Origin of the sequence: Streptomyces sp. WP-1, from assembly GCF_030450125.1 — a bacterium.
GTDB classification, from domain to species: domain Bacteria; phylum Actinomycetota; class Actinomycetes; order Streptomycetales; family Streptomycetaceae; genus Streptomyces; species Streptomyces incarnatus.
In genome coordinates, this window is the sequence record NZ_CP123923.1 from 1,242,832 (window position 1) to 1,269,752 (window position 26,921).

The window sequence follows — 26,921 nt, forward strand, 5'->3', positions numbered from 1 at the left end:
CCCGGGGCGCCCGGGTCAGAGCCGGGCGCCGGGACAGGACCATGCGCCAGGTCAGGGCCGGGTGGCGGGTCGGGGCCGGGGGCCGGGCTCAGCGGGAGGTGGTGTGGCCGGTCGGGGTCGGGTCGTGGTCGTGGCGTCGGTCGTCGTCCTGGGTGCGGGCGGCGGCGCGCACGATGTTGCGGGCCATGCCGCCGAAGACGACCGCGTGGAAGGGCGAGACGCTCCACCAGTACAGGTGGCCGAGCAGCCCGCGGGGATGGAACAGCGCCCGCTGCCGGTACCGTACGCCCGCGTCGCCGTCGTCCACCCGCATCTCCAGCCAGGCCAGGCCCGGCAGCCGCATCTCGGCGCGCAGCCGCAGCAGCCGGCCGTGTTCGATCTCCTCCACCCGCCAGAAGTCCAGCGAGTCGCCCACCCGCAGCCGCCGCGCGTCCCGGCGGCCCCGGCGCAGGCCCACCCCGCCGACGAGCCGGTCGAGCCAGCCGCGTACCGCCCAGGCCAGCGGGAAGGAGTACCAGCCGTTCTCCCCGCCGATGCCCTCCACCACCCGCCACAGCGCCTCGCGCGGCACGTCCGCCTCGCGTTCGCGCACATCCGTGTACAGGCTGCCGCCCGCCCAGTCCGGGTCGGTGGGCAGCGGATCGCTCGGGGCGCCCGGTACGGCGGCGGAGGACCAGCGGGTGACGACCTGCGCCTCGCGGACCCGCTGGAGGGCCAGGGCGAGCGCCCGGTCCAGGCCGAGGGGCCGGCCGGGCGTGCTCGGCACGTACCGTTCGATGTCGTTCTCGTGGCAGACGACCTCGTGCCGCAGCGACTCGGTCAGCGGGCGCGCGATGGCGGCCGGGACCGGGGTCACCAGCCCGACCCAGTGACTGGACAGGCCGGGCGTGAGCACCGGCACCCGCAGGATCACCCGCTTGGGCAGCCCGGCGGCGGCGGCGTAGCGCCGCATCATGTCCAGGTAGGTGAGCACCTCGGGGCCGCCGACGTCGAAGGGCCGGTTGACGTCCCGTGGCAGCCGCGCGCAGCCCACCAGGATGCGCAGTACGTCCCGGACGGCGATGGGCTGGATCCGGGTGCGCACCCAGCGCGGGGTGACCATCACGGGCAGCCGTTCGGTGAGGTAGCGCAGCATCTCGAAGCTGGCGGATCCGGAGCCGATGATGACGGCGGCGCGCAGCACGGCGGTCGGCACGCCCGAGTCGAGCAGGATGCGGCCGACCTCGGCCCGGGAGCGCAGATGCGGCGACAGCTCGCGCTCGGGCACCCCGGCCGGGGTCAGCCCGCCGAGGTACACCAGGCGGCCCACCCCGGCCCGGTGGGCCTGCTCGCCGAAGACGCGGGCCGCCCGCCGGTCGGTGCGCTCGAAGTCGCGGCCGGTCCCGAGGGCGTGCACCAGGTAGTAGGCCACGTCCATGCCGGCCATCGCCCGCGCCACCGAGCCGGCGTCCGTGACATCGCCTCGGACGATCTCCACCCGGTCGGCCCAGGGGTGGTCGCGCAGCTTGTGCGGGGTGCGGGCCAGGCAGCGCACCCGGTACCCGGCGTCCAGCAGTTCCGGTACGAGCCGGCCGCCGATGTATCCGCTGGCGCCGGTCACCAGGCAGGCCGGCGAACCGTCCTCGCGCGCGTCCCGGTCCCCTGTCTCGTCCGCCACGGATCCGCCCCGTCCACGCTCGTCTCCCGGTGCGTCGGATCGCGCTCCCGGCTGACTCCAGCGTGGCGCGCGCGTGGGGCGACGCGCCTGGGGTGTGGGCCGACCGGGTGATGTACGAAGGTCCCCGAACCCTGCGGGCGATGTACGAAGGACTCGGACGGGGCCCCTCGGGTGACGTACGCGGGTCTCGGGCGGGCCCCTCGGTGACGTACGCAGGTCTCGGGCGGGCCCCTCGGGTGACGTACGCAGGGCTCGGACGGGCCCCTCGGTCACTCGCTGGGTTGCAGCGGGCTCTCGTCCGTCACGCCCAGCCGTGCCTGCTCCTCCTCGACGATCCGGCGGGCCAGCTCGGTGTCCGACACGTCGACCGCGTCCGGGGTCGCCTCGGCCACGGCGCTGCGGCGCGCGTAGGCGTCGAACAGGCGGGTCTTGGCCGCGAGCAGCTTCACCAGGCGTTCGTCCACGCCGCCGGTGGCGAGCAGCCGGTACACCCGTACCGGTCTGACCTGCCCCATGCGATGGGCGCGGCCCACCGCCTGCTGCTCGATGGTCGGCTTGATCTGGGGTTCGCAGATGATGACGACGGACGCGGCCTGCAGGTTGAGGCCGACCCCGGCCGCCTGGATCTGCGCGAGGAGCACCGCGGGGCCGGCCGCGGCGGCGAAGTCGTCCACGAGCCGCTGGCGTCGGGCGGCCGGGACGCTTCCGGTGAGCGGCCCGAACAGGGCGGCGTCCGGGGCGAGTTCGTCGCGCACCACGCCCAGGACGTCCTTGAAGTTGGAGAAGACGATGGTCTTCTGTCCGTTCTCGCCGGCCTCCCGGACGATCTCGCGGAGCCGGTCCAGCTTGGCCGACCCCTTCGGGCGCATGTAGGCGGCCCGGCGCATCGCCATGAAGTTGCCGTCGCGCACGGCTTCCCGGTACTCCTCCTCGTCCGTGGCGCTGAGTTCCTCCCACTCGTCGGTCTGCTGGAGGCTGGGCAGTTCGGTCAGTACGTCCACCTGGTTGCGGCGCAGATAGACCGGGGCGACGGCCTTGCGGAAGGCCACGGAGCCGGCCGGCGCGTCCCCTTCTCCCAGGGAGTCCGCTATCTCACGGTGCAGCATCCCGACCAGGTTGCGGAACTCGACGACCCTGTTCTCCATGGGAGTTCCGGTCATGAACAGGGCCCGCTCGCAGTGCTCCGACCAGCCGGCCACGGCCTGGGACCGCTTGGCCTTCGGGTTCTTCACGCAGTGCGCCTCGTCCACGACGAGGAGTCCGACCTCGCCGCCGCCCGGCACCGGGAATCCGCGCAGCGCGTCGAACGTGGTCACCGCGACCCCGCCGCGCCCCTCCCAGTCGGCGAACGCCTCGTGCCGGTCGGGTCCGTGCAGCACCGTCACGCGCAGGGTGCTGCGGGCCTCGATCTCCCGGGTCCAGTTGACGAGGACGCTCGCCGGGCAGACGACCATGAAGTGGCTCTGCCCCTCGGCCGCGAGGTGTGCCAGTACGGCGATGGCCTGGATGGTCTTCCCGAGGCCCATCTCGTCGCCGAGGATCACCTTGCGCTGCGCGAGGACGAAGCGCGCGCCGAACGCCTGGTAGCCGCGCAGGGAGACACGCCGGTGTTCCTCGGTGAGCCGCTGGGTGCGGACCCGCTCGGCGACCTCCTCCGGCAGGAAACCCTCGGCGGCGGCCGCGTCCGGCTGACGCCCGGAGATCTCCGCGAGCAGACCGTAGTACTCGGCGGAGCGGAATTCGAAGTCCACCCGGGCCGCGATGTCGGAGGAGGTGCCGCGCAGCAGGTCCACCGAGGTCTGGGCCAGCGATTCGGGCAGCCCCGCGGTCTCCGCCTCGGCGACGAGTGAGCGGATCTCGGCGAGGGCGGCCAGGGCGCGGGCGCGCTTCTCCCGCCCGGCCAGCAGCATCCTGAACCGTCCGGCGGCGGGTTTCGCGTCGGTCAGCAGCGGGCCGAGGCGTGCCGAGAGGGTGGCGGCCCGGTCCACCGTGTGCCGGGCCGCGGGGCCCGCTTCCACGAGTACGTGCAGGGCCTCGACCAGTGCGGTGGTCGCCGGTTCCGGGCGGTCGACGTCGATATGGACGGCCACCGTCTCGTGCACGGCCTCGGACAGCCGTCGGGCGGCGGCGAGCATCTGGTCGACGGTGCGCTGTCCGACGCCGGGGATCTGCCGCAGCCGGTACGGCCCCGCTTCGAGGACCTCGCCGACCGTGCGCAGACCGCTCCTGTCGACGTTGCCCAGCCGCAGCCGTCCCTCGGTGACGTCCTGGAGCCGGGCGACCGGGATCGCGTCGAGTTCCTTCTTGACCAGCGCGTCCTGGATCGGCTTCAGCGCCGCGCGCACCGCCTCGACCGCCCTGGCGTGGTCACCGGCCACCGCCCGCGCCGCCTCGTACAGCCGCACCCCGCCCGCGAGTGCCTCCCGCCCGTCGTACCCCACCCTCGCCGCCCCCACTCCTGACAACCGACCTCACACGCCTCCAGGAACATAAGGGATGCCCTTGTGGTGGGGGGTGGAGAGGGGTGTGCGGAAGTCGGGAAGCGGTGTGGTGGGTCGTCGACCCGACCCGGAATCCTGCGGCATACGCCCCCGGTCAACGCCGGATCAGTCCGAGGTCCATCGCCGCCGCCACCGCCGCCGTACGGCGCCCACCGCGGCGAGCCACAGCGCGGCGGCCCGCCGGGAGCGGCGGACGCGGGGCAGCAGCGGCCCGGCCGCGTACACCCCGGCGCAGGCCACGGCGACGCCGACGACCGGCCAGGCGGCGCTCCGGTCCTCGGCGACGGCCCGCCAGGCGGCCGGCGTGAGCAGGCCGAGGACCAGCAGGTGCAGGCACCAGGACAGGGCCCGGGTGGTCGGGGTCGGGGCGGGGGAAGCGGTGTTCACAGTGCCTCCCAGGCTACGGAAGCCACCGGACCGCCGGCCTCTGTCGAAAGGTGCAACCCGGCCGCCGCCTTCCGGCCCGTGAAGTGCCGTCCTGCGCCGGACGCGCGCAGGGAGGCGCGGCGGCGACGGTGAGGGCCCCGCTTTCACCGCCGGAAGGACAGCCGAGGCCGTGTTCGTCGCCTGGAGAGATCTGAGGTTCGCCAAGGGGCGCTTCGCCCTGATGGGAACCGTCGTCGTACTGATCACCCTGCTGGTCGGGCTGCTGTCCGGGCTGACGGCCGGACTGGGCCGGCAGAACGTCTCGGCGATCACGGGACTGCCCGCCACCGAGATCGCCTTCCAGGCCCCCGCCCGCGGCCAGGGTCTGTCGTACGCCGATTCCACCGTCACCGAGGCCCAGCGGCGGCAGTGGGCCGGGGCCCCCGGTGTCGAGCGCGCCGAACCGCTCGGGATCAGCGCCACCAAGGCCACCGCCGGGGACCGGAGCACCGGGGTCGCCGCCTTCGGTGTCCGGCCCGGCTCCCGCCTCGCCCCGGACGGCGTGGGGCTCGACGACCGTACGGTGGTGCTCTCCACCGGGGCCGCCGACGGACTCGGCGTGACGGCCGGCGACTCCCTCACCCTCGCCGGACGGCGGCTGACGGTCGCCGCGGTCCGGGGCGACTCCTTCTTCAGCCACACCCCGGTCGTCTGGACCAGCCTCGACGTCTGGCGCGGGACCGCGCCGCCCGCCGGCGACGGGGGCCGCCCGGCCGCCACCGTCCTCGCCCTGACCACCTCCGGCGCCGACCTCGCGGCCGTCGACCGGCGGGCCGGGACCAGGACCGTCTCCCTCGCCGACTCGCTGTCCGCGATCGGCTCCTACACCTCCGAGAACGGCTCCCTCCAGCTGATGCGCGGCTTCCTGTTCGCCATCTCCGCGCTGGTCGTCGGCGCCTTCTTCACCGTGTGGACCATCCAGCGCGGCGCCGATGTCGCCGTGCTGAAGGCCCTGGGCGCCGCCACCGGCCACCTGCTCAGGGACGCGCTCGGCCAGGCCGTCGTCCTGCTCGTCGGCGGCACCCTGCTCGGCACCGGCACCGCCGCCGCCCTGGGCGCCCTCGTCGTGGGCGGTGCCGTGCCCTTCGTCCTCTCCCCCGGCACCGTCCTGGTCCCGGCCGCGGTGACGGTCGTACTCGGCGTTCTCGGGGCCGCGCTGTCCGTCCGCCGCATCACCTCCGTCGACCCGCTGACCGCTCTGGGGAGCGCCCGATGAGCCTGTGTCTGAGCGACGTCACGCTCACCTATCCCGACGGCGACACCCGGCTGACCGCTCTGGACCGGGTCGGCCTGGAGGTGCCCCGGGGCAGCCTGACCGCCGTGGTCGGGCCCTCCGGCTCCGGCAAGTCCAGCCTCCTGGCCGTCGCCGCCACCCTGATCACGCCGGACACCGGCACCGTCACCATCGACGGCACCCCCACCACCGGACTGAGCCGGGGCGAGCTGGCCGAGCTGCGCCGGGGCCGGATCGGCATCGTCTTCCAGCAGCCCCATCTGCTGCCCTCCCTCACCGCCGTCGAGCAGCTCCAGGTGATGGCCCACCTCGACGGCCGCTCCCCCGCCGGGGCGCGCGGCCGGGCCATGGCGCTCCTCGACGCGGTCGGTCTCACCGGCCAGGCCGGGCGCCGCCCCCACCAGCTCTCCGGGGGCCAGCGCCAGCGCGTCAACATCGCCCGCGCCCTGATGAACGACCCCACCGTCCTCCTCGTCGACGAGCCCACCAGCGCCCTGGACCACGAACGCGGCACCGCCGTCCTCGACCTGCTCACCCGGCTCACCCAGGAACGGGGCACCGCCACCGTCCTGGTCACCCACGACCGCGCCCACCTCGGGGTCGCCGACCGGATCGCCGAGGTCCGGGACGGGCGGCTCGCGCCGGTGCCGAGGCCCGCGAAGTGACCCGGGGCGCGCGCCGTGCCCCACCGGGCGGTCGGCCTCACCCGGCACCGGGACGGCCGCCCCGGTCGGCACGGGAACGCCTGCCTCACCCGGCGCCCGGGCGGCTGCCTCGGCCGCCACGCCCCACCGCGATCGGGCCCTTCCCGCAGCCGTGGCTCGCGGTCGGTGTCACGCTCACCGCGCGCGTGACGGCGACGAATGCGCGCGTCGGTCACCGGTGACACCCGCGTCGGTGCGGCACAGCAGGGCGGCCCACAGGTCGAGGCGGTCGGTGAGGCGGGACAGGTCGCGGCCGGTGAGGCGCTCGATCCGTCCGATGCGGTAGTGGACGGTGTTGACATGCAGATGCAGGGCCTCGGCGGTGCGGGCCCAGGAGCCGTCGCAGGCGAGGAAGGTCGTCAGGGTCTCCAGCAGCGGTATGGCGGAGGTGCCGCGGATGTCGAGCAGTGGTCCGAGGACGGAGCGGGTGTACGCGGCGCGTACCTGTGCCGGAACCCCGGTCAGCAGGGCTTCGAGGCTGGTGAGCGTCCTGGCGTCGGTGAGGAGTGACGCGTCCGGCGCGGTGCTGCGCGCGGAGGCCAGGGCGTAGCGGGCCTCGGCCAGCGCCCTGGGCAGGTCCCGGAGGTCCGTCGCCGGGGAGCCGGTTCCGCCGTGCAGCGGCAGGGGCCGCCCGCACGCGGCGACCCGCGACCACACCTCGCCGAGCGCGAGCCCGAGCCCGACCCCGGCTCCGACCCCGACCCCGGCTCCGGCTCCGGCTCCGGCTCCGGTGGTCGTGACGTCCCCCGTCGCGGCTTCGGGTACGGCGGCGAAGACGGTGCCGTCCGGCAGCCACCCGACCGCCGCGCTCCCGGCACCCACACCGGCGAGCACCTCCGCGAGCGCGCTCTCCGCCATGCCCTCCGCCCGTGTGCCGGTGGCGGCGGCCAGGACCCGGTAGGGCCCGTCGGCGGGCAGCCCGCACGCCCGCAGCGCGCCCTCGATGCCGACCGCGTCGGCCTCGTCCGCGGCGAGCAGCGCGCCGAGTTCCCCGGCCGCCCGATGAGCGGTGGCCCGGAGCAGTGCGTGCGACGCCTGGCTGCGGCCGAGGAGCGCGGCGACCTCGTACAGCAGGCGGGGTGGCGCGGCGGCGGGGTCGGGCAGATGGAGGTACCAGCGCTCGTAGGGGGACGCGGCGTCCGAGTCGACGGGAACCGCGACCCCACCGCCGTCCGCGAGCACTCGGACCGCCTCGGCCGCGGGCAGGACGTCCGCGCCCGCGGTCGCCGCGACGGTACGGCCGGCGGCGGTGAGGACGTGCGCGACGGCCCCGTCCGCGAGGTGCGCGAAGGCGGTCGCGACGATCTCCTGCGGACCGGCGTCGCGGGCCACAAGCCGGCTGAGGCGCCCCCGTACGTACTCCGGCAGCGCGTGGTGGCGGCTCAGTTCGCCCCACTGCTGGAGATAGACGGTCTCGGTGACGGCCCGGAACATCACATGGGCCGGGACCCCGGCCACCGGGATGCCGTGCCGCGAGCATGCCTCGATCAGCTCGTCCGGGACCGAGCCGTGGGTCTCCTCCCCCGCCAGCAGCACGGCGGCGTCGGCGTCCCGCAGCGCGGAGACGAACCGCTCGGCCTTGTCCCGGCCGGCCTCCGGCGTCCACCACACCAGTCCGCTGAGCACGGCCTCGCCCGGCCGGACGAAGCGGGCGGGGTCCTCCAGATCGGTGACGGTCACCCCGTTGATCTCCCGCCGCAGCAACGCGCTCTTTGCCCACAGCAGACGCAGGCCGAGGGACTCGTCCCCGAGGAGGTGTTCGACGTGCATACGTGCGCTGGCTCCCTGTGCGGCGGCCGGGCACGGGGCATGCGCCCGGCACCTCGCATTCACCAGGCGAATGCGAGTGATCGCATGGTAAATGCCAGACGGGACGGGCGGTATGCCTCTTGGTTGATCCTCCATGGATCGGCCCGGAAAAGTCCGCGTTTCCGTGTGGTGAACCAGTCGTCCCGGCCGGGCCGCGTTGCTTCACTGACGGTCATGGACCTGAACACGGTGGCCGAGGTACGGGACGCCCGGACCCCCGCGCCCTGGCGGCCGGGCGACGCCTGGCTGGGCGGCGGCACGTATCTCTTCTCCGAGCCCCAGCCGCACCTGCGGCGCCTGGTGGACCTGAGCCGCACCGGCTGGACCCCGGTGGCACTCCGCGCGGACGGTTCGCTGGAGATCGCCGCCACCTGCACCATCGCCCAGCTGTCCCGCTTCGCGAAACAGCTCACGGCGCGGGCGGCACCGCTGTTCGAGCAGTGCTGCCGGGCCTTCCTGGCCTCCTTCAAGATCTGGAACATGGCCACCGTCGGCGGCAATCTCTGCAACGCCCTCCCGGCCGGGCCGATGATCTCCCTCACCGCCGCACTGGACGGCCGGTGCCTGCTGCTGGCCCAGGACGGCGCCCTCCGTCAGGTGCGCGTCGCCGACTTCGTCACCGGCGCGGGCCGCAAGGACCTCGCCGAGGGCGAGCTGCTGCGGTCCGTCACGCTGCCGGCCCGCGCCCTGTCCTGCCGTACGGCGTTCCGGCAGGCGTCGCTGTACGGGCTGGGCCGTTCCGGGGTGCTGGTCATCGGCGCGCTGGACCCGGTCGACGGCTCCCTCGCGCTCACCGTCACCGCGTCGACCGTCCGGCCGGTGCGGCTCTGGTTCCCGCTGCCGCCGTCCGCCGGGGCGCTGCGGGCGGCCATCGGCTCGGCCGTCGCGGACGACGAGTGGTTCGACGACATCCACGGGCTGCCCGAGTGGCGGCGCCATATGACCTTGCGGTTCGCGGAGGAGATCCGCAGAGAGGTGACCGGATGAACATCGAGGTCAACGGCCGTGTCCACGACGAGGAGCCGCGCCCCGGCCAGTGTCTGCGCACCTACGTGCGCGAACGCGGCTGGTTCGGGGTGAAGAAGGGCTGCGACGCCGGGGACTGCGGTGCCTGCACGGTCCACGTCGACGGCGAGCCCGTCCACAGCTGCCTCTACCCGGCCTTCCGCGCCGACGGCCGGGCGGTCACCACCGTGGAGGGCCTGGCCGCGCCGGACGGCGAACTCCATCCCGTACAGCGGAAGTTCCTCGACGCGCAGGGCTTCCAGTGCGGTTTCTGCACCGCCGGGTACCTGATGACCACGGCCGCGCTGGACGCGGACCAACTCGCCGACCTGCCCCGGGCGTTCAAGGGCAATCTGTGCCGCTGCACCGGCTACCGGGCCATCGAGGACGCCGTACGCGGGATCAAGCACGTGGAGGCTCCCGGCGCGGGCGAGTCCGTCGGACGCAACCTGCCCGCCCCGGCCGGACCCCAGGTCGTCACCGGCACCGCCCGCTACACCTTCGACATCGACGTCCCCGGCCTGCTGCACATGAAGCTGCTGCGCTCCCCGCACGCCCATGCCCGCGTCACCGCGATCGACACGGCCGCCGCCCTGCGCGTCCCCGGCGTGCACGCCGTACTCACCCACGAGGACGCTCCCGCACGGCACTTCTCCACCGCCCGCCACGAACACCCAGAGGAGGACCCGGACGACACCCGCGTCCTCGACGACACCGTCCGGTACGTCGGCCAGCGGGTCGCCGCCGTGGTGGCGGACAGCGAGGCGGCGGCCGAGGAGGGCTGCCGGCGGATCGAGGTCGCGTACGAGGTGCTGCCCGCCGTCCTCGATCCGCAGGAGGCGATGCGGCCGGGCGCCCCGGTCGTCCACGACAAGGACCCGGTGACGGCCCGGATCGCCCGCCCCCGGGACAACGTGGTCGGCGAGGCGCACGGCGAGATCGGCGACGTCGAGGAAGGCTTCGCCGCGGCCGACGCCGTGTACGAGGCGACCTTCCCCACCCAGCGCGTGCAGCACGCCAGCCTGGAGACGCACGGCGCGGTGGCCTGGCTCGACGAGGACGACCGGCTGAACGTCCGGTCCAGCACCCAGACCCCGTTCCTCACCCGCCGCGCCCTGTGCGCCCTCTACGGCCTCCCGCACGACAGGGTCCGGGTCGTCGCGGGCCGGGTCGGCGGCGGGTTCGGCGGCAAGCAGGAGATGCTCGTCGAGGACATCGTCGCGCTGGCGGTGCTGCGGCTGCGGCGTCCGGTGAAGCTGGAGTACACCCGCGCCGAGCAGTTCTACGGCGCCACCACCCGGCACCCCTTCACCATCGGTGTGAAGGCCGGTGCCAGGAGCGACGGCACCCTCACCGCGCTCCGGTTGCGGGTGGTCTCCGATACGGGCGCGTACGGCAACCACGGCCCGGCGGTGATGTTCCACAGCGTCGGCGAGTCCACGGCCGTCTACCGCGCCCCGCACAAGAAGGTCGACGCCTACGCCGTCTACACGCACACCGTCCCGGCCGGCGCCTTCCGCGGCTACGGCCTCGGGCAGGTCATGTTCGCCGTCGAGTCCGCGCTGGACGAACTCGCCCGCCGACTCGGCCTGGACCCGCTGGAGTTCAAGGCACGCAACATCATCGGCCCCGGCGAGCCGATGCTCAGCCCGGGCGGCCACGAGGAGGACCTGCACATCGCCGGCTACGGCCTCGACCAGTGTCTGGGCATCGTCCGCCGCGCCCGGACGGAACCCCGGGGCGAGCCCGCGCCCGAGGGCTGGCTGGTCGGCGAGGGCGCGGCCCTGGCCATGATCGCCACGGGCCCGCCGGGCGGCCACATCGCCGACGCCCGCGCCGCCCTGCTGCCGGACGGAGGCTTCGATCTCGCCGTCGGCACCGCCGAGTTCGGCAACGGCACCACCACCGTGCACCGGCAGATCGCGGCCGGGGAACTGGCCACCACCGTCGAGCGGATCGCCGTCCGGCAGTCCGACACGGACGTCGTACGCCACGACACCGGCGCCTTCGCCTCGACCGGTGTGGTGGTCGCGGGCAAGGCCACGCTGCGGGCCGCCCGCGCCCTCGCCGACCTGCTTCTCGACTTCACCGCCGCCCACCTCCATGTGCCGCGTGGCGACTGCCACTTGGCGGAGGAGGCCGTCCTGCACCCGGGCGGGCGGCTGCCGCTGAAGGAGCTGTACGCGGCCGCCCGCGCGGTCGGCGTCGAGTGCGCCGCGGACGGCCACTTCGGCGGCACCCCGCGCTCGGTCGCCTTCAACGCCCAGTGGTTCCGGCTGGCCGTGGACCCCGGCACCGGCGAGATACGGATCCTGCGCAGTGTGCACGCGGCCGACGCGGGCAAGGTCATGAACCCGATGCAGTGCCGGGGCCAGGTGGAGGGCGGGGTCGCGCAGGCGCTCGGGGCCACGCTCTTCGAGAACGTCCGCATCGACGGGCACGGCGAGGTCGAGACGGCCGCGTTCCGCCGGTACCGGCTCCCCCAGTACGCCGATGTCCCGCGCACCGAGGTCCACTTCACGGAGACCGCGGACGCCATCGGCCCCCTCGGCGCCAAGTCCATGAGCGAGAGCCCCTTCAACCCGGTCGCCCCCGCCTTCGCCAACGCGCTGCGCGACGCGACCGGCCTCCGCTTCACCGAACTCCCGCTGACCCGCGACCGGGTGTGGCTCGCCCTGCACCGGGCCGGGGTGACGGGTCAGCCGAGGGTGAGCAGCTCCTCGTAGAAGCCCCCGAACTTTCGCTGCCGGTCAACGAGATGGATCTCCAGGATCCAGTGGCAGCGGCGCCCGGCCTTGTCCGTGCGCCGCAGCGGGGTCTCGTTCGCGGGGGCGATGTACGACTCCACGTCCGCGCCGTCGATCCGCTCGTGCGGGAACTCGCCCACCAGATGTCCGGCGTGCCAGCCGCCCAGCTCCCACCCGGCCTCGGCGGCCAGCCGCCGCACCTCGGCGTACAGCCGCTCGCCGGTGATGTCCGGGTCGGCCTCGAAGAAGCGGCGGCCCGCGGCGAAGACCTTCGGCAGGTCGTCCCGCAGCCGGTGCTTGACCGGGTCGTCGCCGAGGACGAAGGTCCGGCCGAAGTCGGCCTCGTACTCCTCGAAGATCGGCCCGAAGTCGGCGAACACGATGTCGTCCGCGCCGATCACCCGGTCCGGCGGGTTCTCCCGGTACGGCTTGAGCGTGTTCGGTCCGGAGCGGATGATCCGCTTGTGCCAGTGCCGGGTCGTGCCGAACAGCTCGTTGGCCAGGTCCCGGACGCGGTCGCTGACCGCCCGCTCCCCCTCTCCCGGCGCGATCAGTCCGCGCTCCTCGATCTCCACGAAGAGCCGCTCGGCCTTCGCCTGGGCGTCCAGCAGTCGCGCCGCGCGCGTGGGTTCGTCATCCGCCATGGCGCCGAAGGTAACAGCCGGACCGTCCCCGGCCGCGACGGCCGGCTCGGTTCTCCCGCCGGCCAGGGGCGGGGCGTCCGCCGCTCCCCGCGCGCTGCCGGGCATCACCAGAGGTGAGCGCCTACGCTGCAAGGGACGTAGGACAACAGGACGAGATGACGAGAAAGGGCGCGGTCCGTGGCCGAATCGCCTCCCCCCGCGGCCGGTGTCTCCGGTCGCATTCCCCCCGGGCAACGGCATGTGCACGGCTGGCCGGTCTCACACTACGGACCGGTCCCCCGCTTCCGCCCCGAGCGCTGGAACCTGCGCGTCTTCGGCGCCACCGCCTCCGGTGAGACGCACGAGTGGACCTTCGACGGCCTCGCCGACCTCCCGCGCACCACCGTCGTCGCCGATCTGCACTGCGCGAGCGGCCCCACCTCCACCGACCACGAGTGGTACGGCATCCCCGCGGCGGCCGTCCTGGAGCTGGTCCCGCCGGCGCCCGGGGTCGGGCATGTCATGGCGTGGGCGGAGTACGGCTACTCCGCCAACATGCGCCTGAGCGACTTCTCCTCACCCGAGACCCTCCTGGTCACCCACCACAACGGTGAGCCGCTCACCGCCGAACACGGCTTCCCCCTGCGCCTGGTCGTCCCCCATCTCTACGGCTACAAGAGCGCCAAGTGGCTGCGCGGCATCGAGTACATGACCGCCGACCGGCGCGGTTTCTGGGAGGAGCGCGGCTACCACAACATCGCCGACCCCTGGAAGCAGCAGCGCTACTCCTACCTGGAGGAGGACGCCGACGGACCGCACCGACCGGCTTCCTAGCGCCGTGCCCGGCAGGCGGGAGCGCGGTCAGGCGCCGTGATGGCCGCCCGCCCACACGGCGGGGGTGCGCCCCGCCCAGGGAGCGGCCTGTTCCAGCTGCCCGGCGAGACGGAAGAGGACGTCCTCGCGGCCGTATCCCGCGGCGAACTGGATGCCGATGGGGAGCCCGGTGGCGGGGTCCGTCTCCAGGGGGACGGACATGGCGGGGGTGCCGGCGACATTGAACGCGGCGGTGAACGGCGAGCGGTGGAAGACCCGTTCGAGCCAGCCGAGCCCGTCGATGCTCTCGGCGCTCCCGGCGTACGTGCCGAGGGGGACGGGCAGTTCGGGCAGGGTCGGGGTGAGCAGCAGGTCGTACTCCGTGAAGTACCGGCCGATCGCGCGCGCGACGCTGTTGCGCATCGCGAGCGCGTCCACGAACTCGGCGCCGCTGACTTGCCGTCCGTAGACGTAACTGGCGAGCGTCTCGGGTTCGAGGGTGGTGAGGTCGATCGGGCGCCCGAAGGCGGCGGCGAAGCCGTCGATCCACGTCACCAGGTTGGTGCTCCAGAGACGGGCGTTGGCGAGGACGAACTCCTCCCAGCCGATGCCGAGTTCGACCTCGGCCTCCGCCACCCGGTGCCCCAGGGACTCGGCCAGTCGCGCGGCACGGAGGGTCGCGTCGACCATGGCGCCGTCGACGGCCCGGCCGCCCCAGGGCCGTGTGAGGAGGCCGATCCGCAGACTGCCCGGGGAACGGGTGATCTCCTGTGCGTACGGCCGCTCCGGCCGCTGGGCCGCGTAGGGGTCACCGGCCTCGGGGCCCTGGACGAGATCCAGCAGCGCGGCGCTGTCGCGCACCGAGCGGCTGAGGAAGCCGTGGACGGCGAGCCCGTTGAAGACCTCGTCGGTGTCCGGTCCCATGGAGATCCGGCCCCGGGTCGGCTTCAGCCCGAACAGGCCGTTGGCGGCGGCGGGGACCCGGATGGAGCCCGCCGCGTCGGTGGCATGCGCGATCGGGACGATGCCCGCGGCGACGGCGGCCCCCGAGCCGCCGCTGGAGCCGCCGGGGCTGCGGGCCGGGTCCCAGGGGTTGCGGGTGGCGCCGTACAGGACGCCTTCCGTGGTGGTGCTGTACGCGAACTCCGGAGTCGCCGTGCGGCCGAGCGTCACCAGCCCGGCGCGGCGCAGGCGCGCCATGAGCGAGGAGTCGGCCCCGGCGACGTTCCCCGCCGCGATACGGCTGCCCAGCTCCAGCCGCCGGCCGGCCATCGCGACCGCGAGATCCTTGATCAGGAACGGCACCCCCGCCAGCGGCGTGCTGCCGGGAGCCGGTATGTCCTGGGCGGGCCAGGTCTCGACCACGGCGTTGAGCTGCGGATTCACCGCGTCGTACGCCGCCTGGGCGGTCGCGGCGAGTTCCGTGGCGGTCACCTGGCCGCGCGCCACCAGGCCGGCCAGGCCGATGCCGTCGTAGCTCACGTACTCGGAGAGTTTCATGGTCGTCCCTTCAGAAAAACGGTACCGATCAGTCCCGGACGATACCGAGCGGTATCGTCCGGGACTGATCGGTACCGTAGCATTGGGATCGGGCGGCGCACCGCCCACCGGGACCGACGAGGAGCCGTACGGCGACCATGGACAGAGCCAGCAGGCAGAGCAGGGTGGCCAAGCTGCCCCCGCGGGAACGGATCCTCGACGCGGCGGAGGAACTCTTCTCCCGCGAGGGCATCAAGGCGGTGGGGGTCCAGGCGATCGCCGACCGCGCCAAGACCACCAAGATGGCGCTGTACCGGCATTTCGCGACCAAGGACGCGCTGGTCGAGGAGTGGCTGCGCATCGTCGCGGCCGACTACACCGCCGTGTTCGACCGGCTGGCGGACGCGCACCCCGACGAGCCCCGGGAGCAGATCCTGGGGATGGCCCGGTTCATCGCCGACGGGCTTCCCGAGATCTCGCACCGGGGGTGTCCGTTCATCAACTCGCTCGCCGAACTGCCGGACCGCGCGCACCCGGCACGCCGGCTGATCGAGACCCACAAGGCCGGGCAGCTGCGCCGGCTCACCGATCTGTGCGCACGGGCCGGGCTGCCCGCTCCGGACGAGGCGGCGGCGGAGATCACCTTCATCCTCGAAGGGGCCCAGGTGAGCGCCCAGAACGGATGCGTCGAGCACGCGGGTGAACGGCTCATGAGAATCGTGGAGGCCCTCCTGGACCGCCACTCGGCCTCTGCGCCCGCCTCCTGAGGAGCCGCGCGACGGGACGCAACGGTACGCGGTCCCCTCCCTGTTGCCGACGTTGCGGGCGTTGCGAGGGTTGCGGGCGTTGCCCGTGTTGTCGGCCGTCGAGAGCGTTGCGGAGCAACACTCCGGCAACGGCCGCCACCCCAATGCCCCTGACCTGCCGGGGACTTCACGGCGAACGGCGACAACGCCCGCGCAACAGGCCCTCGTTGGAGCCCGCCGCTGATTCGTGGGCCGCAACGCTCCCGGCTTCCTCCATCCTGGTTCGGACGAATGGAGGACTTGATGGACCCGGACCCCCTGCTACCGCCGAGACCGACTGCGCCACCTCTGCCCGCCGGTACGGCGAGAAGCGGGATGACGGCCACGGGGGCGGACCATGGGTGAATTACGGCCCCTGGGAGACGACCTCAACGAGGCCTCCCGGGCCCTGGCCGAGGCGCTGCGCGAGCTGTTCGAGAGCCTTCATGTGTCCGTGCGCCGGTACGCGGCCCGGCGCGGACTCGACCCCGGCACGGTCTCCCGCTATCTGAACGGCACCCGGTTGCCCCCGTGGGGGGTGATCAACGATCTCTTCACCGATGTCGCCGAGCATCGCGGCACCGCCGTCACCACCGAGGCCATCGAGCTGGTGCGGGGCCTGTACGGATCGGCCGTGGACGCCGCGTCCTCGCCCAAGCACGCGGTGGAGATCCTGGAGCAGCAGCTGGCCGACGCCGACCATGTCTCCCGGCGGTCCAGCGTCCGCGGTGACGTCCTCGGCGACGCGCTGCTGGACCGGACCCAGCGCATCGCCGACCTGGAGACGCGGCTCAACCAGCTGGAGGCCGACCGCATCGCGGAACGGAAACGGGCGGACGAGCTCGCGGACGCGCATCCGGATGTCTACGGGCTCATCCAGGAACGCGACGAACTCCAGCTGGAGGTCGAACGGCTCGGGGCGGCCCTCCAGGAGGCACAGGCCCAGCGCGCCGCGGCGGAGAGCCGCTGCGACCTGCTCGAACGCCAGCTGGAGGCCGTCGAGCAGTCCGCCCCGGCCCCCCTGCCGCCGGGACGTCAGCGCATGCCCAAGATCCTCATCGTCGACGACCAGCCGGACAACCTGCTGGCGATGACGGCGGTCCTGGCGACGCTCGAACAGGAACTCGTCACCGTCTCCTCCGGCCGGGAAGCCCTCAAGGCCCTCCTCGACCACGACGACTTCGCCGTCATCATCATGGACGTCCAGATGCCGGAGATGGACGGCTACGAGACCTGCGCCCACATCAAGCGCCGCTCCCGGACCCGGGACATCCCCATCATCTTCCTGACCGCGATGGGCCTCGGCTCCGAGCACTCCGCACGCGGCTACGCGGCCGGCGCCGTCGACTACATCAGCAAGCCCTTCGACCCCTGGGCCCTGCGCGCCAAGGTCGCCGTGTTCACCTCCATCCACCTGGAGCGGCACAACCGGTAGACCCCGCGTCGGCAGGAACGGAGCACTGCTCCGGGTGTGTCCACCGCGCAGAGAGCGGTGGACACACCCGTCCCCGGAGTGCCGACCTCTAAGGTGTCGGCTCTACCCCCGTTGAGAGCCGCGTTCCAAAACGATAAGGGCCGGAAGACCGTCGAACCAGGACCGCGGACGCCGTCCAGGGGACCGCGTGCGACAGGACGGCTGCCGGGTCACCGGGGGGAACGCCGAGCACCGTTCCCGGCACCGGTTCGCTCGGCCTGTGCTGGGGCACCGTGTTTCCGCCCACGCGCCAGGGGACGACCTCCGGCGCCCTGACGAGGCTCGGCGTCCGTGTCGCCCGCGTCGTCGGTCTGTCCCGGGACAGCTACGGACATCCGCTGGGGCGGCCCCCGAGTACCTGTATGACGATCGGCCTCGGTGCTCCGGTGAGTTCGCTGACGTTCGCGGCCTCGGAGCTGAAGGTTCCGTCACCGCGAACGGACGGGGCGTCAGATGTGGCACACGCCCCGCTCGTAGTCGACCGTCGCGGTCTCCTTCGAGTGGGTCCACTGAGGGCTCAGCAGCTGTGCGTCGAGCTGCTGGGCCGCGCCGGGGCTCTCCACGATGTACCCGAAGTCCTGCAGCCACGCCGGGTAGAGGTTCTTCGAGCCGATGTAGAAGGCCGAGCCGTCGACCGAGACCAGCTTGTGGTGCTGGGCGTAGGGATGCCCGTCCGCCCAGCGCGCGCTCGAAGAGCTGCGGAAGGTCGCGAGCTGGAGGTTGGAGCAGAGTGCCGCCCCGGCGCTGGTCTCGTCACCGGTGATCCGGGCCAGCCGGTCCCGCAGCACGTCGCTGACCTCGGAGAGGGACTTGATCTGCGAGTAGCCTCCGCTGCCGACGGCGCCACGGTTGGCGGGGTCGCTGACGACGATCCGGACCTTCACGCCGTCGGCGAGCTTGGCGGCGAGGGCGTCGTAGACGCGGGTGTCGTAGCGGGGCAGCGGCGGGCAGGTCGCGTTGAGGTCCTGCTGCGAGATCTCGATGTGCCGGGTCGCGCTGGAGATCAGCGAACGCAGCGCGCTCTCCTCGGGGTTGACCGTGTCGTAGGCGCGGTCCCCGTTGGTGTTGTCGTGCAGGCCGACCACGCACCGGGTGTCGGCGGTGGCGGGCAGGGCCGGCCGCCAGGTGGAGGCGGGGTCGGAGTCCTCGATGCCGACGCCGAGTCCGCCGACGGCGATCACCGGCACGTCGCCGGTGGCCGGGACCGCGCGGGGGTTCGTGTCCCGCTCCATCGCGGCCATGCAGTCCGATCCGCCCGACGCGGCGTACCACACGCTGGCGGGGTTGGCCTTGTTGCGGCAGGTCCAGCCCCACAGCCGGTCCAGGTAGCGCCCGGCCGTCCCGGCGGCGGGACCGGTCAGGGCGAGGTCGACGTCGCTGACCGGATGGCCGGTGTCGAGGTAGTCGCCCTTCCAGTCGTTGATGCCGCCGGTGATCGCGGACTCGCCGTCCACGACCAGGAGTTTGGAGTGGTTCCAGGAGAAGGCGGTCTTCGACGTGGTCATCGAGGCGACGTTCAGCGTGACGGCGTCGGCGGCCGGGCCCAGCTTGTCGCGCAGGTCGTCCCGGTACTTCGAGGGCAGCACGGTCATGTGGTAGACCGGCGCGGCTCCGACCAGGACCCTGACCTTGAGCCGGTGTCCGGAGGCCACGGACGACTTCAGACCCGCGACGACGGCGTCCTGGAAGGCGCCGTCCGGGAAGGGCGCCAGACTGGAGATGTCGACGGTGCGCGTCGCCCGCGAGATGTTCTCGGTCATCTTGGCCAGCAGCCGCCGGGTTCCCACGCGGTCCCGGCAGCCGGCGTCACCCCAGCAGCCGGGCGTCTGGAGCAGCCAGCCGGCGGGATCGTCCGTCCCGGCGTCGAGCCGGTTGCCGGCCGTCCGCTCCCACACCTCCCCTTCGAGGCCGGGCGAGACCTCCCGCAACGTGCGCTCCACGGCGTCGAGATGAGGAGTGGCCGCGTCGGCGGCGGTGGCGGGCGAGGCGGGCAGCACGGTCAGGGCGAGAGCGGAGATGAGAGCGGCCCGGGCCGGCCGGGATAAGCGAAGCGAAATGATCATCTACAGAAATTACCAGGTGGGAGGCCATGCCTCCGGCCGACGGAGGTGTCCCGGCGGACGACACCGTGACACCTCCGGCGCGTGGAGTGCCTGACACCTCCGTACCGGGTTCGATCAGGAGTTGGGCGCGCAGTCGTACAGCTTGAAGCTGCCGTCCGTGTGGCGGCCGTACGCCGTGGGGCGGACGCGTGCGCAGTGGGACTTCACCCAGGCCGTGTCGGCGGTGGCGGGGCGCCGGGAGGTGAGCAGGACGTAGCGGAGCCGGTGGGTCGTCACCAGGGTGATGAGCTGCCGGGCCGCGGGGAACGGGGTGTTGCCGGTGAAGCCGCCCATGACGAGCACGGGTTCCGGCGCCGCGCGCAGCAACGGCTCGGCGGTGTACGCGGCCTGGGTGGCGAGCAGGTACTGCTCCCCGTGGCGGTGCTCGGTGAGATAGCTCAGCAGGGCCCGGTCGCGGGCGCTCGGCCGGCCGAGGCCGACCCGGACCACGGTCCGGTGGTTGTGCAGCGCCTCGGCGTACGCGTTGCCCACCGGGCCGGCCATCGGCGAGGTGGAGGCGCCCGCGTAGAGCGGGTCCAGGGTGGACAGCGCCCACCCGGCCGGTACGACCAGCGTCGCCGCGACCCCGGCGGCGAGCGCGCCGTTCACCATCCGCGGGGAGGTGCGGGGCCCCCGGGACCACAGCCCCACCGCGCCGCACAGCGCGAGCATCACGGCGACCGGCAGCAGCCAGGACACGAACCCGGTGGGCAGGTCGAGCACCAGCGCCCACAGCGCCGTGACCACGATCGCCGCCGGAAGCACCGCGCGCCGCCGCCCGCCCGCCTCGTACTCCGTGCGCAACAGCGCGAACCCGCCGCCGGCCAGCGCGGCCAGGGCCGGGGCGATGACGGCGGTGTAGTAGGCGTGGTTGCCGTTGGAGACGCTGAACACCAGCGCGTGCACCACGAGCCAGCCGCCCCAGAGGACGAACCCCGCGCGCAGCGCGTCGGTGCGCGGCTGCCCGGCGCGCCAGACGACGCCCAGCACCGCGGCGGCCGCGGCGAGCGGCAGGAGCCAGGCGATCTGGGGGCCGACCGTGTGGTTGACCAGCATCGACCAGCCGGTGTTGCCGGTGGTGCGGCTGGCGGCGGTGCTCGCGACGGCACCGAAGGCGGTGGAGTCCCCGGTGAACCGGCTCAGGCCGTTGTAGCCGAAGACCAGGGCGAAGGGATTGTTGCCGGTGGTGCCGTCCAGGTAAGGGCGGTCGGCGGCCGGGGTCGCCCAGGCGAGCAGTGTCCACGAGCAGGACACCACCAGGGCGACCGCCCCGGCCAGCAGCGAGCGCAGCGCCCGCCGCACCGGCGTGCCCGGCGCCGCGAGCTGGTATACCAGCCAGAACACCGGCAGCACCAGCCACGCCTGGAGCATCTTGGCCTGGAAGGCGAGACCCACCCAGACCCCGCAGGTGATCAGCGGCAGCAACCGGCCGGTGCGCACCGCCTTCTGCAACGCACCCGCGGCCGCCACCAGCAGCAGCGTCAGCGCGGTGTCCGGGATGGTGGCCCGGTTGAGGGCCGCGGTGACCGGAGTGAGGGTGAGCGCCAGCGCGGCGATCAGCGCGGCGAGCGGCCCGGCCCACACCCGTACGATCCGGTGCAGCAGCCATACGGTGAGCACGCCCTCGACGACCTGCGGAAGCGCCGCCGCCCAGGTGTGCGGGCCGAAGAGCCACACGCAGACGGCACCGGGCCAGAAGGCACCGGGCAGTTTGTCGATGGTGATCGAACCGCTCGCGTCGAGCCCGCCGAAGAAGAAGGCGCGCCAGCCCTCGGCCATCGACCGTATCGCCGCGCCGTAGAACGGGTGGAGCGCGGCGTGCCCGATGCCCCAGGAGTACAGCACCGCGGCGGCGACCAGCACCGCGGCGAGCGCCGGACGCTCCCAGCGCGGCGCCGCGTCCGGCCGGCCGGCGGGCGGCTCGTCCGGCCGGTGCAGCGGGCGCGCCCCGGTGGGCTGGGCGGCGGGGGTGGTGGCCATGGCAGTGGTCCTCGGATCGGCGTTCGGGTGGGGCGGCGGGTTCACAGGCGGCGGGCCGCTCGGAAGCCGCGGGCGTAGAAGTCGGTGCCGTCCAGCAGGGAGTGCCCCGAGAGGTCGCCCATGGTGGGGCCGTTCGCGGCGGAGCGGCTGGAGTAGAAGCGGTGCCGGCCCTGGTCGTCCAGGCCCAGGTACATACCGCAGTGGTCGATGAAGTTCGGCTGGTCCTTGATGATGGCGAAGAACACCAGGTCCCCGGGTTGCAGGGCGCTCAGCTCGGTCGGCTGGCGGCCCTTGTCGGGGATCACCGTCAGGCCGGGGCCGTAGGCGGCGATGGCGAAGGCGCGGCGCGGCAGGCCGACGCCCTTGGTGTTGGTGTTGTGCAGCGGGATGCCCATGCGGTAGCCCCACAGCAGCCGCTGGAACCCGGAGCAGTCGACGTCGCCGTAGCGGGCCTGCTCGGGCTGGACGCGGGTGCCGTCGGCGAAGGTCCAGGGGACGCCCAGGTAGTCGTAGAAGTCGGACTGCTCGTCGTGGAAGGCGAAGTCCAGCGGGTTGGCGACCCGTTGGTTGCGTGGCCCGAAGTGCGCGGTGCCCGCGTAGCGCACACCGGAGGAGTCGCGTTTGTCCGGTGCCCCGGCGCTGCTGTACTCGAACGCCACCGCGAACACGTCCGGTCCGGAGTCACCGAGCGTCTTGGTGAACCAGGGCGTGAACCAGGCGGACTTCTCCGCGCCCTGCTGCCAGGTGTGCGGCAGCACCCGTACCCAGGCGTTGGTGGTCAGCGTGGCGGTGGTGGTGCGCGGCTCGCTGAAGGTACGGCTGGGCCCGGTCAGTACGGCGGTACGGGCGCCGTCGGTGAAGGTGGCCAGGGTGGCGCCGTCGGCGTCCCGGACCACGGTGCGGCCGGGGCCGGTCAGCCGCTCGAAGCTGTGGGGGCCGCCCGCCCGGCCGCGCGAGCCCGTGGCACCCTCGCCGCCGCCACCGCCGTGGGCGAGGCGGTCGTACCCGAAGCCGCCCGCCACCCCGACAGCCGCCACGCCCGCGATCGTCCCGAGTACGGCGCGGCGGGTAGGGCGGCCGCGGTTGCCGGTGCGTTCAGGATGCATGGTCGGACCTCCTGGAGGGTGCGGGGTGACAGGGGCGGGCGGATCAGCCGACGGGCAGGGCGCCGAGCAGGAGTCCGGCGACCAGCACCACGTACGTGGCCAGCGTCACCGCCGTGGTCGAGATCAGCGTGGGCGCCAGCGGCTGGCGGACCATCTGGTAGGAGACCAGGCCGGGGACGATGAAGCCCAGCGTCTGCGACGTGTACAGCAGGGGGAACTCGTGGTTGAGGGCGAGCATCACGGTGGTCTGCATCAGTACGGCGCACAGCACCACGGCGGCGAACAGCCGCTTGCCGTAGAGGATCACCGTGCGCTGCAGCAGCTTCGTCATGAAGAAGGTGAGCGCGGCGACACCCACCATCAGCGCGGCCATCTGCACATCGGTGACGAGCGTGAGCGCGATCCAGCCGGGGGTGATCATGCCACCGGGGGAAAGGTTGGTGGTGAGGTAGCAGACGAGCGAGAAGATCAGCCCGAGGGCGATCCCGAGCGCGGCGGTCTGTGCGGTGAGGTGAGCGGGGATCACTTACGGGTTCCTCGGCAACTGGTGGGATTCGTAGGGGTGGTGCGGGCCGTCCTCGGGCCACTCGGCACGGGGCCGGTCCTGCCGGTCGTAGCCGTCGGGCCGGTCATGCGGCTCCTGCCGGTGGGGACCGCCGCCGTGACCGCGGTGTCCGTCGTGCCCGTCGCCGTGCCCGCTGTGGCCGTCGCCGTGCCCGCTGTGGCCGTCGTGGCGGTCGTGCCGGTCGAGCCGTTCGTGGCGGGCGGCGAGCCGGCGGGACAGCTCCCGCTGACCGGGGACGTGGAAGCCGTACGCCGGTGTCTCCAGCGGTGCCACCCAGCTGAACGGCTCCGGGGCGGGCGGCGGGGACACCGCCATCCGCCGGGGCATCGCGATCTGGATGGTCTCCTGGTCGAGGCCGTCGCCGGTGGCGCCCGCCCCGTCGGCGGGTACGGCGGAGGGCTCCTCCTCGGACTCGTCCAGCGGCAGTTCGGCCAGGCATTCGAGGAACAGCTCACCCTGGCCGTGGATGTTGCCGATCGCCACCAGCGAGGAAGCCGGGCCGAGTTCGGCGAGGATCGCCGCGGTCAGCTCCTCGGGGTCCCGGCGGTCGCCGCCGAGGTCCACCACCCGCCCGGCGAAACCGCCCGGGATGGTGTCGCGGGCGCTCTTGGTCGGATGGCCGATCAGGAAGACCGTCCCGGCGGCGAGGTCGGAGACGATCGCGCCCATCTGGCCGTTGCGCTCCACCCGGTCCGGGCGGCAGTTGATGACCACGTTCACCGGATGCTTGATCGCGCCCAGGTCCTGCAGCTGCTTGACGTTCATCAGCGTCGACTCGGGGTCGTTCGCCGCGAAGACGTTGGCGAACCGCAGCCGCTTGCCGTCGGGGGTGACATAGCGCTCCACCGACAGCACACCCGGGTCGGGCGGCGCGTCCCACATGCCCTGCAACGCGGTCTGCCGCTCCACCCCGCAGAGTTCGGCGACGGCGAGCGCGATCGCCACGTTCTCCTTGAAGGTGAACCAGCTGAAGCCACGCAGCTCGTCGTCGCTCACCGACTCCGGGTCGACCGACACCAGACGGCAGTTCCGCTTGTCGGCCTCCTCCTGGAGGATGTGCAGCCGGTCCTTCTCCGCGGTCACGCACACTCCCCCGACCGGCATCGAGCGGGACAGCGAGCGCGCCACGTCGTCCAGCGTCGGGCCCATCTCCTCCAGGTGGTCCTCACGGACGTTGCACAGCACGCCGATGGTGGAGCGGATCAGCTTCTCCTGGTTGATCTCCTGCAGCGCGGGCATCACCGCCATGCACTCGATCACCAGCGCGTCCGGCCGGTAGGTCGCCGCCCGCCGCACGATGCCGATCTGCTCCACGATGTTGGACAGCCCGAACTTGCGGTACACCGGCTCCTCGGTGGCGTCCGGGTGGATGAACCGGGCCGCGGTGCCCGTGGTCTTGGCCACGGTCACCAGACCCCCGCCGCGCAGCGCGCCCGCGCACAGCCGGGTGATGGAGGACTTGCCGCGGATGCCGTTGACCAGCACCCGCGTCGGTATCTGCTCCAGCGAGGCGAAGTGCCGTTTCTGTTCGAGGATCCCGGCGACCCACAGTGCGCAGCAGCACAGCAGGACGATGACATAGAGGAAGAGCACGCCGAATCGTCTTTCTACCGCTGGAGTGAGTTCTCGCGCCGCGGCCCGGGAAGGCCCGCGGTGGGTCCGGACCGGCCCGCCCGGCCGCGCTCCGCCAGTGCCTGGCGGATCAGCTCCAGGCCGCGGGTGACCGAGCCGACCTCGTCGTGGTTGACGGGGTGGAGCACGGTACGACGGTCGCCGGCCGCGAGCTGTTCGATGAGCCGGGCGACCGCGCGCAGCGGCCGGATCACCACGACGTGCAGCCAGCCCAGGCAGGCGGTGCCCAGGGCGAGGGCGAGGATGCCCGCGAGCATGGTGCGCTGCTGGGCCTGTACGGCGGGCAGCCGCAGGGCCGCCGCGGGCTCCGCGGTGACCACCCGCCAGCCGAGGTGGGCCGTCGGGCCACTCTGCGCGAGCGGTGCGGCGGCGTCGACCGAGGGCCCGGAGGACGAGGCGAGCACCGCCGAGGTCGCGGCCCCCACCGTGCCCGGGGCGCTCTGCGCGCCGCGGGCGAGACGGGACAGGCCCGGCTCGGGCAACGCCTGGAAGGCGCGGTACCCCACGCTGGCCGCCAGCACCTTGCCGTTCTCGTCGGTCACCCAGACACTGCCCAGATCCGGCCTGTCCAGCACCGAGTTGAGGGTCTTGACGTCGATCTCGCCGAAGAGGACCACCCCGTCCGCCGGGGTCTTGCCCCGGGCGGCCCGGACCTGCGCGTAGGCGGCGATGGCCGGTATCCGGCCGGAGTCGTTGACGGTGGTGACCCCGCCGCCCTGGGGCACGTGCACCAGGGTGCGCAGCGGGCTGTCGCCCACCCGCAGCGTGATGGCGCCGGAGCGGTCCAGCAGATACAGCGAGCGGTACTGCTTGTGCTCGTCCAGGGTCTTGCGCAGCGCCTCGCTCTGCGCGCCCCGGCTCTGTCCCGCCAGCCGGGCGGCCACATCGCTCAGCGCGCTGTACGACTCGTCGAGCGACTGCCGGACCCGGTTCGCCGCGATCTCGGTGCGCACCTGCTGACCGGAGAGGACCGGGGCGGGAACGGCGGTCGCGGTGTCGGCCCGGTTCAGCAGGAAGATCATCGGCACCGACCAGCAGGCCACCAGCAGCACACCGACCACGGCCAGCGCCCGGTAACCCGGGGTACGGCGGGCGGGGAACTCCTGCGGGCCGCTGTCACCGCGCAGTTGCCCGCGCAGCGACTCCAGTGCCCGTCCGATGCGCGCCAGTTCCCCGAAGCCGTGCACCGGGACCGGCCGGTCCAGCTCCGCCCACGCGGCCGGCCCGTTCTCGGACGCGCCCCGGGCCAGCCGGCCCGCGGACAGGTACAGCCGCAGCAGCGGCCGCTGGACGAGGAGGTACAGCCCGAGCCCGAGCAGGACGGCGAGCCCGGCGAGTGCCGCCGCGGCCCTGAGCGCGAAGCCCGAGTAGTCGACGGCGGCTGCCTGGACGGGCACCGGGCGGGAGGTGAGGACCACCAGCCCGAGGTCGTCGGTGTCACCGGGCCCGGTCGCGGAGGCGACCTGCGCCCAGCCGCCCACGGTGCGCCGGTCGCCGGTGGTGGCGCCCAGCAGGCTGCCCGAGGCGTCGGTGTCCGGTGCCGACGCGCTCGCCGCCCGGGACACCGACGCGGACAGTCCGTCGTCGGTCCCGGCCGGCGCCGCGGCGGCGTGGGCCGCGCTGCCGAGCGTGTCGCCCTTGGCGTCCAGGATCCGGGCGGTGCCGCCCTGGCCGTGCGCCGCGACGGCGGGCAGTGCCTCGGAGACCACCAGCAGCCACCGCCGCTCGGTGGTGTCCGCCTGGTTCTGGTCCTGGTTGGCGTCCTCCGCCTGCGCGGGCAGGGTCACCCGGGCGAAGTACAGCAGCCGCGCCGGGCCCTCGGAGGTCACCAGCCGGGGCGGGAGGGGGCCGTGCGCGGACGACAGCTCGGCCGCGTCCAGGCCGGCCAGCGGCACGGGTTTGCCGCCGGAGGCCAGCGGCTTACCGGTGCGCGCGTCGAGCAGCGCGCCGCCGAGGACGGCCTTCCTCCCGGACGTCAGCTCCTTGAGCGCGCTCGCGGGCGCGGAGGTGGTACGGGTCGGGGTGTAGGTGTCGGCGCTCCGCCGTACGGTGTTCGCCTCGACGTCGATCGAGGTGCGCACCGACAGCGCGGTGTCCGCGGCGATCCGCTGTTCGGCCGTGAGCACGGCCGACGGCACCCGCTCGGCGTGTATCGCGCCGAGACCGGCCACGGTCAGGGCGGCGACCACGAGGAGCAGCAGGACGAGCGAGGCTATGGGTGGGCGCACTCCGCCGAGGAGCGGCATATCGGCGCGGCGGCGGATACGGTGTCGGCGTGG

General features: G+C 73.4%; 19 protein-coding genes. 7 read left to right on the plus strand and 12 right to left on the minus strand.

The annotated features are described in order from the left end of the window. Positions 1-88: 88 nt before the first annotated feature. From QHG49_RS05150 to QHG49_RS05160, 3 genes are all read right to left on the minus strand, one after another. Positions 89-1,657, minus strand: a complete 1,569-nt coding sequence (locus tag QHG49_RS05150) for an SDR family oxidoreductase (RefSeq protein ID WP_301487372.1) — start codon at positions 1,655-1,657, stop codon at positions 89-91. 269 nt (positions 1,658-1,926) lie between these two features. After that, the gene (locus QHG49_RS05155; protein WP_301487373.1) at positions 1,927-4,098 is read right to left on the minus strand and encodes a DEAD/DEAH box helicase; all 2,172 of its coding nucleotides are present in this window, start codon (positions 4,096-4,098) and stop codon (positions 1,927-1,929) included. A 165-nt stretch (positions 4,099-4,263) separates the two neighbouring features. Beyond that, positions 4,264-4,545 carry a hypothetical protein gene (locus QHG49_RS05160; RefSeq protein WP_301487374.1) on the minus strand — a complete coding sequence of 94 codons (282 nt, stop codon included), beginning with the start codon at positions 4,543-4,545 and terminating at the stop codon, positions 4,264-4,266. 169 nt (positions 4,546-4,714) lie between these two features. Between QHG49_RS05160 and QHG49_RS05165 the strand changes: the two genes are divergently transcribed. Continuing rightward, positions 4,715-5,800, plus strand: a complete 1,086-nt coding sequence (locus tag QHG49_RS05165) for an ABC transporter permease (protein WP_301487375.1) — start codon at positions 4,715-4,717, stop codon at positions 5,798-5,800. Beyond that, on the plus strand, positions 5,797-6,483 hold the full coding sequence (locus QHG49_RS05170) for an ABC transporter ATP-binding protein (RefSeq protein WP_301487376.1): 687 nt from the start codon (positions 5,797-5,799) through the stop codon (positions 6,481-6,483). Before QHG49_RS05165 ends, QHG49_RS05170 begins: the two co-directional genes overlap by 4 nt. Positions 6,484-6,657: 174 nt before the next feature. On the opposite strand, the gene QHG49_RS05175 is transcribed toward QHG49_RS05170, so the two are convergent. Next, complete coding sequence (locus QHG49_RS05175; RefSeq protein WP_301487377.1) at positions 6,658-8,292, minus strand: PucR family transcriptional regulator; 1,635 nt, start codon at positions 8,290-8,292, stop codon at positions 6,658-6,660. A 213-nt stretch (positions 8,293-8,505) separates the two neighbouring features. On the opposite strand from QHG49_RS05175, the gene QHG49_RS05180 reads away from it, so the two are divergent. Continuing rightward, complete coding sequence (locus tag QHG49_RS05180) at positions 8,506-9,318, plus strand: xanthine dehydrogenase family protein subunit M (RefSeq protein ID WP_301487378.1); 813 nt, start codon at positions 8,506-8,508, stop codon at positions 9,316-9,318. Beyond that, entirely contained in the window at positions 9,315-12,062 is a 2,748-nt protein-coding gene (locus QHG49_RS05185) for a molybdopterin-dependent oxidoreductase (protein ID WP_301487379.1), read from the plus strand. The genes QHG49_RS05180 and QHG49_RS05185 overlap by 4 nt, the downstream gene beginning before the upstream one ends. Here QHG49_RS05185 and QHG49_RS05190 read toward each other — a convergent pair. Further along, a complete protein-coding gene (locus tag QHG49_RS05190) occupies positions 12,035-12,727 on the minus strand; it encodes a M24 family metallopeptidase (protein WP_301487380.1) in 693 nt (230 codons plus the stop codon). The genes QHG49_RS05185 and QHG49_RS05190 overlap by 28 nt on opposite strands. A gap of 177 nt (positions 12,728-12,904) precedes the next feature. Between QHG49_RS05190 and QHG49_RS05195 the strand changes: the two genes are divergently transcribed. Next, on the plus strand, positions 12,905-13,540 hold the full coding sequence (locus tag QHG49_RS05195) for a molybdopterin-dependent oxidoreductase (protein WP_301487381.1): 636 nt from the start codon (positions 12,905-12,907) through the stop codon (positions 13,538-13,540). Positions 13,541-13,567: 27 nt separating this feature from the next. Here QHG49_RS05195 and QHG49_RS05200 read toward each other — a convergent pair whose 3' ends face one another. After that, entirely contained in the window at positions 13,568-15,019 is a 1,452-nt protein-coding gene (locus QHG49_RS05200; protein WP_301487382.1) for an amidase, read from the minus strand. A 137-nt stretch (positions 15,020-15,156) separates the two neighbouring features. Between QHG49_RS05200 and QHG49_RS05205 the strand changes: the two genes are divergently transcribed. Beyond that, positions 15,157-15,765, plus strand: a complete 609-nt coding sequence (locus QHG49_RS05205; RefSeq protein WP_145487301.1) for a TetR/AcrR family transcriptional regulator — start codon at positions 15,157-15,159, stop codon at positions 15,763-15,765. 376 nt (positions 15,766-16,141) lie between these two features. Next, positions 16,142-17,218, plus strand: coding sequence for a PleD family two-component system response regulator (locus QHG49_RS05210; RefSeq protein WP_201300715.1), 1,077 nt, complete (start codon positions 16,142-16,144; stop codon positions 17,216-17,218). 488 nt (positions 17,219-17,706) lie between these two features. On the opposite strand, the gene QHG49_RS05215 is transcribed toward QHG49_RS05210, so the two are convergent. The 6 genes from QHG49_RS05215 to QHG49_RS05240 form a co-directional block, all read right to left on the minus strand. Further along, the gene (locus QHG49_RS05215; protein ID WP_301487383.1) at positions 17,707-19,320 is read right to left on the minus strand and encodes a phospholipase D-like domain-containing protein; all 1,614 of its coding nucleotides are present in this window, start codon (positions 19,318-19,320) and stop codon (positions 17,707-17,709) included. Between the two features lie 114 nt (positions 19,321-19,434). Further along, on the minus strand, positions 19,435-21,339 hold the full coding sequence (locus tag QHG49_RS05220; RefSeq protein WP_301487385.1) for a glycosyltransferase family 39 protein: 1,905 nt from the start codon (positions 21,337-21,339) through the stop codon (positions 19,435-19,437). Positions 21,340-21,380: 41 nt separating this feature from the next. Next, the gene (locus QHG49_RS05225; protein ID WP_159706731.1) at positions 21,381-22,445 is read right to left on the minus strand and encodes an NlpC/P60 family protein; all 1,065 of its coding nucleotides are present in this window, start codon (positions 22,443-22,445) and stop codon (positions 21,381-21,383) included. Between the two features lie 43 nt (positions 22,446-22,488). Beyond that, entirely contained in the window at positions 22,489-22,971 is a 483-nt protein-coding gene (locus QHG49_RS05230) for a poly-gamma-glutamate biosynthesis protein PgsC/CapC (RefSeq protein ID WP_145487297.1), read from the minus strand. After that, positions 22,972-24,603 (minus strand): poly-gamma-glutamate synthase PgsB, encoded by a 1,632-nt coding sequence (gene pgsB, locus QHG49_RS05235; protein WP_301487389.1) that lies wholly within the window; start codon positions 24,601-24,603, stop codon positions 22,972-22,974. A gap of 14 nt (positions 24,604-24,617) precedes the next feature. Beyond that, positions 24,618-26,870: a cache and HAMP domain-containing protein gene (locus QHG49_RS05240; RefSeq protein ID WP_301487392.1), complete on the minus strand. Its 2,253-nt coding sequence runs from the start codon at positions 26,868-26,870 to the stop codon at positions 24,618-24,620. Between the last annotated feature and the right edge of the window lie 51 nt (positions 26,871-26,921).